Raw genomic sequence first — 14,525 nt, forward strand, 5'->3', positions numbered from 1 at the left:
AGCAGGTGCTCGGGGAGTGGCCGTTCCGAGGTGACGTGACTCGGTCAGGTCGCGTCGAGGTCGACGATGCTCCGCAGGTACGCGTCGAGCTCCTCGGCCATGTCGACGCTGTCGCGATCGAGGAGCCACTGCACCTGCAGGCCGTCCATGAGGGCCACGGTGGCGCGGGCGGCGCTTTCCGGGCGGATGCCGGGCCGAAGCGTGCCGCGTTCAGCGCACCGGGTGAAGGAGCGCGTGAGCCTCCCGATGGTGTCCGTGTAGCGTCTCACGAAGTAGCCGTGCGCCGGGTGGTCGGGCGAGGTCGCTTCGGCCGAGAGCGTGCAATACAGGTCGACGACGCCCGGCACGGACGCGTTGTAGCGGGCGAGCTCGACGAGGCCGCGCAGGGTCTCGCCGGGGTCCTCGGCGTCGAGCGGCACCATCGTGATCGACTTCTGGTCGCGCAGGTCGAGCACCTCGGCCAGGAGCGCGCTCTTGTTGGGGAAGTGATGCAACAGCCCGGCCTCGCTCATGCCGACCTCGGCGGCGACTTCGCGCAGCGAGCCCGCACGGTACCCGCCCTTCGCGAACACCGCGAGCGCGGCCTCCAGGATCGCGGCGCGCTTCATGCCGGTCTTGGCATACGAGCCACGAGGCTTGCGCCGACCGGTTGCGGCGGGCTGATCTGTCGTCTCATCAGCCTTTTCGCCAGCCGTTGTCTCGCTCATCGTGCACCTCCTGCGTCTTCGCAGACGAGCCTATTCGTCTGAGGGAGCCATGCGGCATCCGCCCCCTCAGCACATGCTGCCACCTGAAGAAATAAAAACCTAGCGATCACTAGAAATTCTTTCGTGAAAACCTAGCGGACACTCGGGTTTCGTGCTAACTTCCGTTTCACGAGGCGATCCGCAGTGGTATCGCCCCCAATCAAGAGGACCGAAGATGCTCCGATGGAGAACAGCCGCAGCAGCCGTCGCCATCACCGGCGCACTCGCATTGACGAGTTGCGCCGCTGACGGGGGAGGATCCACTGACGGCGGAGGCAACCTGACGCTCGGTGCGATTCTCGCGCCGACCACGCTCGACCCGGCCGGCTCGGAATGGGGCAACCGTGCCCCCTACTACCAGGCCGTGTTCGACACGCTCCTGCTCGCGACGCCCGAGGGGACGATCGAGCCGTGGCTCGCGACCGAATGGTCGTACAACGAGGACAACACCGTGCTCACCCTGACCCTGCGCGACGACGTGACGTTCAGCGACGGCTCGAAGCTCACAGGCGACGTGGTGAAGCAGAACCTCGAGCGCTTCAAGGCGGGAACCTCGCCTGACGCCGGCTACTTCTCGGGGATCGCCTCGATCGAGGCGCCCGACGAGACGACGGTCGTCATCACGCTCTCGGCGCCCGACCCGGCGATGCTCAACTACCTCACGCGCGACCCCGGTCTCATCGGCAGCGCCGAGTCGTTCGAGAGCGAGGACCTCGCAACCAACCCCGTCGGCTCGGGGCCGTACATCCTCGACACCGACGCGACCGTCACCGGCACCAGCTACGTCTACACGAAGAACCCCGACTACTGGAACCCCGACGTGCAGCACTACGACGGGCTGACGATCAACGTGCTCGGCGACGCCACCGCCGCCCTGAACGCCATCAAGGCGGGCGAGGCGAACGGGGTCAAGCTCATCAGCAACGACAACCTCGCCGAGGTCGAGGGCGCCGGCTGGACGGTGAACGCGAACGAGCTCGACTTCCAGGGGATGCTGCTGCTCGACCGTGCGGGCACCATGAACCCGGCCCTCAACGACGTTCGCGTGCGCCAGGCGTTCAACTACGCCTTCGACCGAGAGGCGTTGCTCACTGCGCTGCAGACCGACCACGGCACCGTGACCACCCAGGTCTTCCCCGAGACGTCCGACGCCTACGACCCCGCCCTCGACGACTACTACACGTACGACCCCGACAAGGCGAAGGAACTCCTCGCCGAGGCGGGCTACGGCGACGGGCTCACCGTCTCGATGCCGAGCTCCACCCTGCTCGGCGAGGCGACCTACACGCTGATCTCGCAGCAGCTCGCCGACGTGGGCATCACGGCGGAGTACACCGACCCGGGCAACAACTTCATCGCCGACCTGCTCGCACCGAAGTTCCCCGCGTCGTTCATGGCCCTGGAGCAGAACCCCGACTGGCAGCTGATCCAGTTCATGATCGCTCCGACGGCCGTGTTCAACCCGTTCCACTACGAGGACCCGAAGGTCAACGAGTACATCCAGCAGATCCAGTTCGGCGATGAGGCCACCCAGGCCTCGGTCGCCAAGGAGCTCAACACGTACATCGTGGAGCAGGCCTGGTTCGCCCCGTTCTACCGCGTGCAGGGCAGCTACGGGACGGACGCCAACACGACCGTCGAGATGCTCCCCACCAACGCGTACCCGGCAATCTACGACTTCCAGCCGAAGGGCTGAGTCGACTCCCGGCCCGTCCCGGACCACCGGGGCGGGCCGGGTCCCACACCAGGGCCACGGGCCCAATCTTCCGACGTCAACGGAGACCCTCATGCTTCCATTCGTGTTGCGACGCCTGGCATCCGGTGTCGTGCTCGTGTTCGTGATCTCGGTGATCGCGTACACGCTCCTGTACCTCGGCGGCGGTGATATCGCCCGCCGCATCCTCGGCCAGTCAGCCACCCAAGAGACGGTCGACCAGAAGGCCGCAGAGCTCGGCCTCGACCAGCCCCTCTTCGCGCAGTTCTGGGACTGGCTGACCTCCGCACTGCAGGGCGACCTCGGTCGGTCCTGGTTTACCGGGCAGCTCGTCGCCACCGGCGTCTCGGGCCGTCTCGCGGTCACGCTCTCGATCGTGATCGGGGCAACGCTCGTGTCGGCGATCGTCGCCGTCGTCCTCGGCGTGCTCGCGGCACGCCGGGGTGGTTGGATCGACAGCGTTGTGCAGTTCGTCACCGTGATCGGCTTCGCGATCCCGGGCTTCCTCATCGCCCTGTACCTCGTGCTGATCTTCGCCATCAACCTGCACTGGTTCAAGGCCACCGGGTACATCCCGTTCACGACCTCGCCATCCGGCTGGGTCGCCTCGGTGACCCTCCCGATCATCGCGCTCTCGTTCGCCGCGATCGCCGCGGTCGCGCAGCAGGTGCGTGGGTCGGTCCTGGACGCCCTCTCCCGCGACTACGTGCGCACGCTGCGCAGCCGCGGCCTGAGCATGAACCGCGTCGTCTACAAGCACGTGCTGCGGAACGCCGGCGGACCGGCGCTCGCCATCCTGGCGCTGCAGTTCATCGGCCTCCTCGGCGGCGCCATCATCATCGAGCGGGTGTTCGCCCTCCCGGGCCTCGGCCAACTCACCGTCGAGGCGACCTCGGCGGGCGACATCCCGATCGTCATGGGGATCGTGATCGTGACCGCGATCATCGTCGTCGTCGTCAACCTCCTCATCGACATCGCCCAAGCCGCGCTCAACCCGAAGGTGAGACTGTCATGACCGCGATCACCCCGACCCCCGACATCCCCACGCCCCAGGCGCATGCCTCGCTGCTGCGCCGGCTGGTGAAGCGGCCGCTCGGCGCGATCTCGTTCGCGTTCATCGTATTCGTCGGGCTCGTCGCGATCTTCGGGCCGATGCTCGCCCCGTACGATCCGAACAAGGCCTCCCTGCAGCTGGTGCTCGCCCCGCCGAGCGCCGAGCACCTCCTCGGTGGCGACAGCGCAGGCCGCGACGTGTTCTCACGCCTGCTCGCGGCCACGCAGGTCAGCGTGGCCGCCGCCCTGCTGGCCCTCGTGGTCGCCCTCATGATCGGCGTGATCGCCGGCCTCATCGCCGGCTACTACCGCGGATGGTTCGACAGCGTGAGCGCCTGGTTCACGGCGCTCGTCATGTCGCTGCCGGGCCTCGTGGTGCTGCTCGCCGCGCGTGCGGTGGTCGGGCCGTCGGTCTGGATCTCCATGATCATCTTCGGCGTGATCCTCTCGCCCGCGTTCTACCGCCTCACCTACGTCGCCGTCACGGCCGTGCGGAACGAGCTCTACGTCGACGCCGCCCGGGTCTCGGGCCTGAGCGACGGCCGCATCATCTCGCGGCACATCCTGTACGTCGTCCGAGCGCCCATCATCATCCAGTCCGCGATCATCGCGAGCATCGCCATCGCGATCCAGGCCGGGCTGGACTTCCTGGGCCTCGGCGACACGTCCCTCCCCACCTGGGGTGGCATGCTGAACGACGGCTTCGCCAACATCTACAAGGCGCCGCTGCTCATGCTGTGGCCGTCCCTCGCCATCGCGCTCACGTCGATCGCGCTCGTGCTGCTCGCCAACGCCATGCGCGACGTGCTCGAGCGCACCGTCGTCGTGCGCCGCAGGCGGCGCCGTGCGGTCGCCACCGCCACCGGCTCGGTTGCCGCGGTCACCACCTCCATCGGCGCAGTGACCGGCTCCACCGAGGCGGCGCTCGACGACGAGCTCGCGGCAGTGAAGCCCATCGAGCACCGCGACGACGACCGGGCCGCAGCCCGCACCGGCGAGGTCGTGCTCAGCGTCACCGACCTCCGCGTCGGCTACGAGACCGACAAGGGCTCGACCGAGGTCGTGCACGGGGTCTCGCTCGACATCCGCCGCGGCGAGGTGCATGGTCTGATCGGCGAGTCGGGCTCCGGCAAGACGCAGACCGCGTTCGCGGTGCTCGGCCTCCTTCCCCGCGGCGGCCGCATCACGACCGGCAGCGTCGAGTACGAGGGCGTGCGCCTCGACCACGCCTCGGAGCGCGAGTTCACCGCGATCCGGGGACGGCGGATCGGGTACATCCCCCAGGAGCCGATGTCGAACCTCGACCCGTCGTTCACGATCGGCAGCCAGCTGGTCGAGCCGCTGCGCGTCGGCCTCGGCCTCAGCAAGAAGGCCGCGACCGAGAAGGCGCTCGCGCTGCTCGACCGCGTCGGCATCCCCGACCCGAAGCGCACGTTCGCCGCGTATCCGCACGAGATCTCCGGCGGGATGGCGCAGCGCGTGCTCATCGCGGGCGCGGTCTCGACCGACCCCGACCTGATCATCGCCGACGAGCCCACCACGGCGCTCGACGTCACGGTGCAGGCCGAGGTGCTCGACGTGCTGCGCGGCCTCCAGGAGGAGCGCCACATGGCGATGCTCCTCGTGACGCACAACTTCGGCGTCGTCGCCGACCTGTGCGACCGCGTGTCCGTCATGCAGGCGGGCCGCATCGTCGAGACCGGCCCCGTCCGCTCGATCTTCCACCACGCCGAGCACCCGTACACCGAGTCGCTGCTCGCCGCGATCCTCGACGAGGGTCCGGCCCGGCCGCCGCTCGGCCTCTCCACGGAAGGAGCACTCCGATGACCGACCTCCTCCTCGACGTCGACGACCTCGAAGTCGAGTACCCAGGCAAGGGCTTCCGTGCGAAGCCGTTCCAGGCCCTGAAGGGCGTCTCGATCGACATCAAGCCCGGCGAGACCGTCGGCCTGGTCGGCGAGTCCGGCTCGGGCAAGACCACGCTCGGCCGGGCCGTGCTCGGTCTCGCACCGGTCACCGGCGGCAAGGTCCGCTACCGCGACCGGGACATCTCGCACCTCCACCGATCCGAGCGCCGCGACCTGTCGAGCGAGATCCAGGTGGTCTTCCAGGACCCGTACTCCTCGCTCAACCCGTCGCTCACGATCGAGCAGATCCTCATCGAGCCGCTCACGGCTCGGGGCGTCTCCAGTGCGGAGTCGAAGAAGCGCGTCGGCGACCTCCTCGACTACGTGCGACTGCCGGGCGACGCCCGGAGCAGGCTCCCGCGCGAGTTCTCCGGCGGTCAGCGCCAGCGCATCGCCATCGCGCGAGCCCTGGCGCTCGACCCGAACCTCATCGTGTGCGACGAGCCGGTCTCGGCACTCGACCTGTCGACCCAGGCGCGGGTCCTCGACCTCTTCATCGAGATCCAGGAGCGCACGGGCGTCGCCTACCTGTTCATCTCGCACGACCTGGCCGTGGTCCGCCACATCAGTCACCGGGTCGCGGTCATGTACCGCGGCGAGATCGTGGAGACGGGTGCCGGCGACCAGGTGACCGCCCGGCCGCAGCATCCGTACACCCAGCGGCTCTTCATGGCCGCGCCCGTGCCCGACCCCGACCGCCAGGAGATCCGGCGCGTCGAGCGACGCCGCCTGATCGACGAGCAGCGCGCCGCCGCCGCCGCGGGCACCGAGGCCGACGCCGCCTGACCGGCACCCACCACACACGAGGACGACGATGACCGAGACCAACACCCCTGCCCGACTCGACCTCCCCGCCGACTTCGCATGGGGCGTCGCCACCGCCGCCTACCAGATCGAGGGCGCCGTCGCCGAGGGCGGCCGCGGCCCGAGCATCTGGGACACGTTCGTCAGGCAGCCGGGCGCGATCTTCCACGGCGAGGACGGCGACGTGGCGGTCGACCACTACCACCGCTGGGCCGAGGACCTCAACCTGATGGCCGAGCTCGGCATCCCGGCCTACCGGCTCTCCCTCTCGTGGGCACGCCTGCAGCCGACCGGCCGCGGCGCGCTGAACCCCGAGGGTGTCGCGTTCTACCGCGAGCTGCTCGAGGGCTGCCGCGCCCGCGGCATCGAGCCCTACGTCACGCTCTACCACTGGGACCTGCCCCAGGCGCTCCAGGACGAGGGCGGCTGGCCGGCCCGCGAGACCGCGTTCCGCTTCGGCGAGTACTCGGCGCTCGTGGCCGACGCCCTCGGCGACCTCGCCGAGCACTGGATCACGATCAACGAACCGGTGTGCGCGTCGTTCCTCAGCTACTCGTGGGGCATGCAGGCGCCGGGCCACTCCGACGACACCGAGGCCACGCGGGCCGCGCATCACCTGCTGCTCGCGCATGGCCTCGCGCTCGCCGCGTTCCGCGAGCGTCGGCCACAGGCGAAGCTCGGCATCACGAACCTCATCAGCAACCTGAACCCGGCCACCGACAGTGAGGCGGATGTCGCGGCGACGCGCGTCGTCGACATCCGCTTCAACCGCATCTTCCTCGAGCCCGTCTACCACGGCTCGTACGGCGAGGACGTCGCCCGGGTGTTCGGGATGCACGGCATCACCGTCGAGGAGACCGACGACGGCCTCGTGCGCCGCGGCGACCTCACCCTCATCTCGGCGCCGACGGACTTCGCCGGCGTCAACCACTACACGAACACGCTGATCTCGGCCGACCCCGAGGCTCCCAACGGCACGCGCATGACGCAGGTCGAGCCGACCCCGACGACGTTCGACTGGTCGGACACGCCCGACGCGCTGCGCGACGTGCTGCTCCGCGTCTCGCGAGAGTTCACACCGCTGCCGCTGTACGTGACCGAGAACGGCGCGACCTTCGCGGACTACCCGACCCATGACGGCAAGGTGCACGATCCCGAGCGGGTGCACTACCTCGCGGGCTACACCCGCGGCGTCGCCGACGCGGTCGCCGCCGGCGCCGACGTGCGCGGCTACTTCGCGTGGTCGTTCCTCGACAACTTCGAGTGGTCCTGGGGCTACTCGATGCGGTTCGGCATCGTCTACGTCGACTACCCGACCCTGGCCCGCATCCCCAAGGACAGCGCCTACTGGTATCGCGACTTCATCGCGGCCCAGGGCGCGAGCCCGGCGGATGCCGCGGCCACCGACCGCCCGCCTGTGTCCGCAGTGGCGGCTTACGCACCCGCACCGACCGAAGGAATCCACGCATGACCGCCTCCACCGACCACCTGCGACCCCTGCTCGAGCGGCTCTCGCTCGAGGACAAGGTCGCGCTCGTGCAGGGCGCGGACTTCTGGACCACCGTGCCGCTGCCGCAGATCGGCCTGCGAGCCATGACCCTCTCCGATGGTCCGGCGGGTGTGCGTGGTCCCGTATGGGACGAGCGCGATCCGTCGCTGAACCTCCCGTCGGGCACGGCGCTCGCCGCGTCGTGGGACGTCGACGTCGCCCGCCGCTACGGCGCGGCCGCGGCATCCGAGGCACGCCGAAAGGGCGTGGACGTGGTGCTCGGGCCGACGATCAACCTGCACCGCTCGCCGCTCGGCGGCCGGCACTTCGAGTGCTTCAGCGAGGACCCCTGGCTCTCGGGCGAGCTCGGTGCGGCCTACGTGGAGGGCCTGCAGCAGAACGGCGTCGCCGCCACGCCGAAGCACTACGTGGCGAACGACTCCGAGACCGACCGGTTCACCCTCGACGCGCGCGTCGACGAGCGCGCGCTGCGCGAGCTGTACCTGCTGCCGTTCGAGCGCACCGTCGAGGCGGGCGCATGGGCGATCATGAGCGCGTACAACTCGGTCGACGCGGTCACGATGACCGAGAACGACCTGCTCGAGACCCCGCTCAACTCCGAGTGGGGCTTCGACGGCGTCGTCATCTCCGACTGGACCGCGGTGCGCAGCCTCGACTCGGTGCCCGCGGCACAGGATCTCGCGATGCCGGGCCCGGCGCCGGCGTGGGCGGGGCTGGCCGACGCGATCCGCGACGGCCGGCTCGACGAGGCCGACCTCGATCGCAAAGTGCTCCGCATCCTGCTGCTCGCCGAACGCGTCGGCGCGCTCGAGGGCTCGACCGCCGTCGAGCCCGCCCCGCTCGACGGGCACGCGTTCGCCCGCGAAGCCGCCGTCGAGGGCGCGGTGCTCGTGCGGAACGAGGGCGAGCTGCCGTGGAACCCGGCGTCGCTCACGAAGGTCGCCGTGATCGGGCACAACGCCCGCGACGCTCGCACCCAGGGCGGCGGCAGCGCCACCGTGCTGCCCGACGAGATCGTCACGCCGATCCAGGGCATCCGCGCGGCGTTGCCCGGCGCCGAGGTGACCTACGAGCTCGGCGCGGTGGTGCAGGAGGGCGTCGCCGAGATCCCGCTCGAGCGGCTCACCAACCCGCGCACCGGCGAACCGGGTCTCGTGGTGAGGTTCCGCGACGCCGACGGCGTCGAGCTGTTCGCCGAGGACCGCCGCTCGACCGCGCTCGTGTGGTTCGGCGGCGACGCGCCGATCGCGGCATCCGACATCGTGGAGCTGCACACGACCTTCACGCCCGACGAGTCGGGCGAGATCCGGCTCGGGTTCGCCACCGCCAAGCACGGGCGCGTGTACGTCGACGGCGCGCTCGTGCTCGACGACCAGCCGGTGATCGAGGGCACCGACCTCGGCGCCGCGTTCCTCGCGCCACCGTCGGTCACCGCGACCGTGCGGGTCGAAGCAGGCGTGCCGGTCGACGTGCGGGCCGAGTTCGAGCTCGCGTCGGCGGGCAGCCCCCTCGACGGCGCGCTGAGCGTGACGTTCGGCATCGCCCCCGACGACCACGACCCCGACGGGCTCATCGCGAGCGCCGTCGCGTCCGCCCGCGCGGCAGACGTGGCCGTGGTGGTGGTCGGCACGAACTCGAAGGTCGAGTCCGAGGGCTACGACCGGGTGAACCTCGACCTGCCCGGCCGGCAGGACGAGCTCGTCCGCGCCGTCGCCGCAGTGAACCCGCGCACGGTGGTGATCGTGAACGCGGGCTCCCCGGTGCTCATGCCATGGCGAGGCGACGTCGCCGCGGTGCTGCTCGGCTGGTTCGGCGGCCAGGAGTTCGGCGACGCGATCGCCGACATCCTCTTCGGCGCCGCCGAGCCCGGCGGACGCCTGCCGACCTCATGGCCCGTGACCCTCGACGACGTGCCCGTGCTCGACGTGACCCCGACCGACGGGCGCCTCGAGTACACCGAGGGCATCCACGTCGGCTACCGTGCCTGGCTCAGGGCCGACCGCACGCCTGCGTACCCGTTCGGGTACGGCCTCGGGTACACGACGTGGTCGTTCGATGCGATCGAGGTGGCCCTTCGAGAGCCTCAGAACGGCGCGGATGCCCCTAGCGCCGGCGCCGAGGCATCCGCCCGCGACGCCGTGGCGCGCGTGACCGTGACGAACATGGGCGACCGCGCCGGCAAGCACGTCGTGCAGGTGTACGCCGAGCGCCCCGACTCCGACGTGGAACGGCCCGTGCGCTGGCTCGTCGGGTTCGCCGTGGTGCGCGCCGAAGCGGGTGAGACCGTGGTGGCCGAGGTGCCGGTGACCGCGCGGCGCCTCGCGCATTGGAGCGACGGCTGGCAGGTCGAGCCGGGCGAGTACACCCTGCTCGCCGGCAGCTCGGTCACCGACCTGTCGCTCACCGCGACCTACGCGACGTCCGGGGTGCTGGCGCGATGAGCCACGGCTTCCCCAACCCCCTGATCTCGGGATTCAACCCCGACCCGAGCGTCGTGCGGGTGGGCGACGAGTGGTTCCTCGCCACGTCGACCTTCGAGTACCTGCCCGGCATCCCGATCTACCGGTCGCGCGACTTCGCCACCTGGGAGCGCATCGGCCACGTCGCCACGCGTCCCGGACAGCTCGGAGTCGACGAGGTGCCGACCGCGGGCGGCGCATGGGCGCCGACCATCCGGCACCGCGACGGCGTGTTCCACCTCGTGATCACCGACGCCATGGGTCGCGGCATGCTGCACTTCACCGCGACGGATGCCGCGGGCCCCTGGAGCGACGGCGACCTCATCCTCAAGCAGGACGGCTCAGCCAGCGTCGACGGCATCGACCCCGACCTCGCCTGGGACGAGGACGGCATGGCGTACATCACGTACTCGGGTCTCATCCTCGGCGGACCGCAGCTCGGCCAGCACCTCGGCATCCAGCAGGTGAGGGTCGACCTCGACGCCCACCGCGCCCTCGAGGAGCCGCGGTCACTCTGGTCGGGCACGGGGCTGCAGTTCCCCGAGGCACCCCACCTCTACCGCCACGACGGCGGCTGGTACCTGGTGATCGCCGAGGGCGGCACCGAGCGCGGCCACGGCATCAGCATCGCCCGGGGCGAGTCGCCGGCCGGCCCGTTCGAGCCCGCGCCGTCGAACCCGCTCGTGTCGGCACGGTCGACGAGCCGACCGATCCAGAACACCGGGCACGGCGACCTCGTCGTCGGCCCCGACGGCGAGTGGCTGGTCGTGCTCCTCGGCGTGCGTCCCCGCAGCATGACGCGCGCGTTCTCGGCCCTCGGGCGCGAGACGTTCGTCACCTCGGTGCGGTGGGGCGCAGACGGCTGGCCCGAGATCGACCCGGTCGAGCTGAACCCGCGCCCCGGGGCATCCGTGGTCGACGACTTCGACGGCCCCGAGTTCGCGTCGGACTGGATCGCCGTACGCCGCCTGCCGCAGGAGGTCGGCTCCCTCACCGAGCACCCCGGCTCCCTCACGCTGCACGCCGACGGCTCGACGCTCGACGACCCGCGACCCGTGTTCGTCGGCCGGCGCCAGGAGCACCTGCGCTCCACCTCGCGGGCGCTCGTCGACGTGTCGGCGGGGGTCGGCGGCCTCGCCGTGCGCTACGACGAGCGATTCCACGTGGGCATCGAGGCGGGCGACGGGGTGCTGCGCGCCCACGCCGCGATCAGCGGCCTCGAGCAGGAGTGGTCGGAGCCGTTCGACGGCTCCGAGGTGGAGCTCGTGCTGCGCACCCGCCGCCCTGACGCCGAGCCCGGGTTCCCGCGCACTTCGGACGTGATCGAGCTCGGCGCCGTCGTCGACGGCGAGGAGCGCGTGCTCGCCGAGATCGACGGCCGCTTCCTCTCGTCGGAGGTCACCGAGTCGTTCACCGGTCGCGTGATCGGAGTCTTCGCGACCCGCGCTACAGTACTGGTCAACCGGTTTGACTACGAGGGCGATGACGAATGACGGATGCCGCGGCACAGCGGGCGCACACGCGGATCGCGTCGCTGCGCGCCGAACTGCGCGATGACGCGGTGTTCCTCGCGACGCCCACCCCCCGCCTGAGCTGGACGGTCGAGACCGACGAGCAGGGATGGCGCCAGGCGTCGGCCGAGATCCGCGCGGGCGCGGAGCTCGTGCGGCTCGACACCGACGAGTCCGCGCTCGTCGCGTGGCCGTTCGCGCCGCTCGCTCCGGGGGAGTCCCGTGAGGTGAACGTGCGCGCGGTCGCGGCATCCGGAACCCGGTCGGAGTGGAGCGACGCGCTGACCGTGGCCGCCGGGTTCCTCGCCGAGGGCGAGTGGGTGGCCGAGCCGATCGGCCTCGCGGACGCGGAGCGGCCCGCGCAGCCCGCCCTCGTGCGCACGACGTTCGCCGTCGACGCACCCGTGCGTCGAGCGACCCTCTTCTACACGGCACTCGGCGTCGCCGAGCCCGAGCTCAACGGCACGGCCGTCGACGACGACGTGCTCGCCCCGGGCTGGACGAGCTACCGCGACCGGCTCGTGCACGAGACCGTCGACGTCACCGCGTTGCTGCGCGAGGGCGAGAACGTGCTCGGCGCCACGATCGCGGGCGCCTGGTACACCGAGCAGTACGGGTTCTTCCGGTTCGCCGAACGGGTCTACGGCGACCAGCCGAGCCTTCTCGCGCAGCTCCAAGTGGAGTACGCCGACGGTCGCGCGCAGGTCGTCGCCACGGGCGACGGCTGGCGAGCCCTCGGCGACGGGCCGGTCGTCGACAGCGGCATCTACGCGGGCGAGCACGCCGACCTGCGTCGCGCGCAGGCAGTGGCCGGCTGGTCGACCGCGGAGTTCGACGCCTCCGCGTGGCCCGAGGCCCGCCGCGGGGCATCCGCTCGCCCCGGCTACGAGCATGTGCCGGTGCCCGAGGGGCGCATCGCGCCCCCCGTGCGCCGAGTCGACGAGCTGCCCGTGGCCGAGGTGCTCATCTCGCCGTCGGGCGCCACGATCCTCGACTTCGGCCAGAACCTCGTCGGCCGGCTGCGGATCCGGGTCGACGGCCCGGCCGGCGCCCGCCTCACCCTGCGGCACGCCGAGGTGCTCGAGGACGGCGAGCTCTCGCTCCGCCCGCTGCGCAACGCCGCATCGACCGACGTGCTCGAGCTCGCCGGTGACGGCGAGGTCACCTGGGAGCCGCGCTTCACCTTCCACGGCTTCCGCTACGCCGCGATCGAGGGCTGGCCCGGCGACATCGACCCCGCCCACGTCACCGCCGTCGTGCTCGCGAGCGACCTGCCCCGCACGGGCTGGTTCGAGTCGTCGCACGAGCTGCTCGACCGCCTGCACGAGAACGTCGTCTGGGGCATGCGCGGCAACTTCCTCTCGATCCCCACCGACTGCCCGCAGCGCGACGAGCGCCTCGGGTGGACGGGCGACATCCAGGTCTTCGCGCCCACGGCGTCGTTCCTGGCCGACTCCGACGCGTTCCTCACGTCCTGGCTCCGCGACCTCGCCCACGAGCAGCGCCGCGGGCACGGCGTGGTGCCCCTCGTCGTGCCCGCCGCCCTGCCCTCGTTCGGCATCGGCGGTCCGACCGCGGCCTGGGGGGATGCCGCGACCATCGTGCCGTGGGTGCTCTACGAGCGCTTCGGCGACGAGGGCGTGCTGCGCGACGCCTACCCGAGCATGCGGGACTGGGTCGACGCGCTGCTCGCGGTCGCCGACGACGCCGGCCTCTGGAGCGGCGCGATGCAGCTCGGCGACTGGCTCGACCCCGACGCGCCGCCCGACCAGCCCGGCAAGGCGAAGGTCGACGGCGACCTCGTGGCATCCGCGTACCTCGCCCGGTCGCTGCGCATCGTCGCCGATGCGGCCGAGGTCCTGCGCGAGATCGACGACCGCGAGCGCTACGCTGCGCTCGCGGAGCGCACGCGTGCCGCGTTCGTCGCGGAATACGTGACGCCGGCCGGCCGCATGATGAGCGACGCGCCCACCGCATACGCGCTCGCCCTGCGCTTCGACCTGGTGACGGATGCCGCGCAGCGCACGCGTCTCGCGGCCCGGCTCGCCGAGCTCGTTCGCGAGCGCGGCTATCGCATCGCCACGGGCTTCGTCGGCACGCCGCTCGTGGCCGACGCCCTCGCCGACGCCGGACACCGGTACGCCGCCGAGCGCCTGCTGCTGCAGACCGAGTGCCCCTCGTGGCTGTACCCGGTGACCATGGGCGCGACCACGGTGTGGGAGCGCTGGGACAGCCTGCTGCCCGACGGCTCGGTGAACCCCGGCGAGATGACCTCGTTCAACCACTACGCGCTCGGCGCGGTCGCCGACTGGCTGCACCGCACCGTCGCGGGTCTCGCACCGGATGCCCCCGGCTACCGCCGCATCCGCATCGCGCCGCGTCCGCTCGGCGCCCTGACGCGTGCGCGCGCCGAGCACCGCACGCCCTACGGCCCGGCGTCCGTCGTCTGGCGCCGCGATGGCGATGCGGTCGTGGTCACGGCGGAGGTGCCGTCGAACACCGAGGCGGTCGTCGACCTGCCGGGCACTGAGCCGACGGTCGTCGGCTCGGGGCGCCACGAGTGGCGGTTCATCGATCGAGCGGATGCCGCGAGCCGGCGCCCGCTCGGCCTCGACTCGCCGAGCGCCGCGATCATCGACGACCCCGAGGCGTACCGCGTGTTCCTCGACACCCTCGCCGCCCACGACCCCGCACGCGCCGAGGCGGTACGCGTCGACACGGTCTGGGCCGAGGGCCGTCCACTGCGGCAGGCGCTCATGTTCACCCCGCCGGAGGTGCTCGCCGATGTCGAGCGGGCCCTCGCGGCGCTCTCCTGAAAGGC

General features: G+C 71.2%; 9 protein-coding genes. 8 read left to right on the forward strand and 1 reads right to left on the reverse strand.

The features are described 5' to 3' along the window. Positions 1 to 44: 44 nt before the first annotated feature. A complete protein-coding gene (locus ASG80_RS02345) occupies positions 45 to 707 on the reverse strand; it encodes a TetR/AcrR family transcriptional regulator (RefSeq protein ID WP_056728038.1) in 663 nt (220 codons plus the stop codon). A gap of 214 nt (positions 708 to 921) precedes the next feature. Here ASG80_RS02345 and ASG80_RS02350 point away from each other — a divergent pair, with 214 nt between their 5' ends. The 8 genes from ASG80_RS02350 (at position 922) to ASG80_RS02385 (ending at position 14,520) form a co-directional block, all read left to right on the forward strand. Then, a complete protein-coding gene (locus ASG80_RS02350; protein ID WP_056728040.1) occupies positions 922 to 2,442 on the forward strand; it encodes an ABC transporter substrate-binding protein in 1,521 nt (506 codons plus the stop codon). A 91-nt stretch (positions 2,443 to 2,533) separates the two neighbouring features. Beyond that, positions 2,534 to 3,475 (forward strand): ABC transporter permease, encoded by a 942-nt coding sequence (locus tag ASG80_RS02355; RefSeq protein ID WP_056728042.1) that lies wholly within the window; start codon positions 2,534 to 2,536, stop codon positions 3,473 to 3,475. After that, positions 3,472 to 5,340, forward strand: coding sequence for a dipeptide/oligopeptide/nickel ABC transporter permease/ATP-binding protein (locus ASG80_RS02360; RefSeq protein WP_056728044.1), 1,869 nt, complete (start codon positions 3,472 to 3,474; stop codon positions 5,338 to 5,340). The genes ASG80_RS02355 and ASG80_RS02360 overlap by 4 nt, the downstream gene beginning before the upstream one ends. Beyond that, the gene (locus ASG80_RS02365; protein ID WP_056728046.1) at positions 5,337 to 6,206 is read left to right on the forward strand and encodes an ATP-binding cassette domain-containing protein; all 870 of its coding nucleotides are present in this window, start codon (positions 5,337 to 5,339) and stop codon (positions 6,204 to 6,206) included. The genes ASG80_RS02360 and ASG80_RS02365 overlap by 4 nt, the downstream gene beginning before the upstream one ends. Before the next feature lie 28 nt (positions 6,207 to 6,234). Beyond that, positions 6,235 to 7,695 (forward strand): GH1 family beta-glucosidase, encoded by a 1,461-nt coding sequence (locus tag ASG80_RS02370; RefSeq protein ID WP_082589664.1) that lies wholly within the window; start codon positions 6,235 to 6,237, stop codon positions 7,693 to 7,695. Then, the gene (locus tag ASG80_RS02375) at positions 7,692 to 10,175 is read left to right on the forward strand and encodes a glycoside hydrolase family 3 protein (protein WP_056728047.1); all 2,484 of its coding nucleotides are present in this window, start codon (positions 7,692 to 7,694) and stop codon (positions 10,173 to 10,175) included. The genes ASG80_RS02370 and ASG80_RS02375 overlap by 4 nt, the downstream gene beginning before the upstream one ends. Beyond that, positions 10,172 to 11,686 carry a glycoside hydrolase family 43 protein gene (locus ASG80_RS02380; RefSeq protein ID WP_056728049.1) on the forward strand — a complete coding sequence of 505 codons (1,515 nt, stop codon included), beginning with the start codon at positions 10,172 to 10,174 and terminating at the stop codon, positions 11,684 to 11,686. The genes ASG80_RS02375 and ASG80_RS02380 overlap by 4 nt, the downstream gene beginning before the upstream one ends. Then, positions 11,683 to 14,520: a family 78 glycoside hydrolase catalytic domain gene (locus ASG80_RS02385; RefSeq protein ID WP_056728051.1), complete on the forward strand. Its 2,838-nt coding sequence runs from the start codon at positions 11,683 to 11,685 to the stop codon at positions 14,518 to 14,520. Before ASG80_RS02380 ends, ASG80_RS02385 begins: the two co-directional genes overlap by 4 nt. Positions 14,521 to 14,525: the final 5 nt, after the last annotated feature.

It is taken from the genome of Agromyces sp. Soil535 (assembly GCF_001428255.1).
Lineage (GTDB): Bacteria > Actinomycetota > Actinomycetes > Actinomycetales > Microbacteriaceae > Agromyces.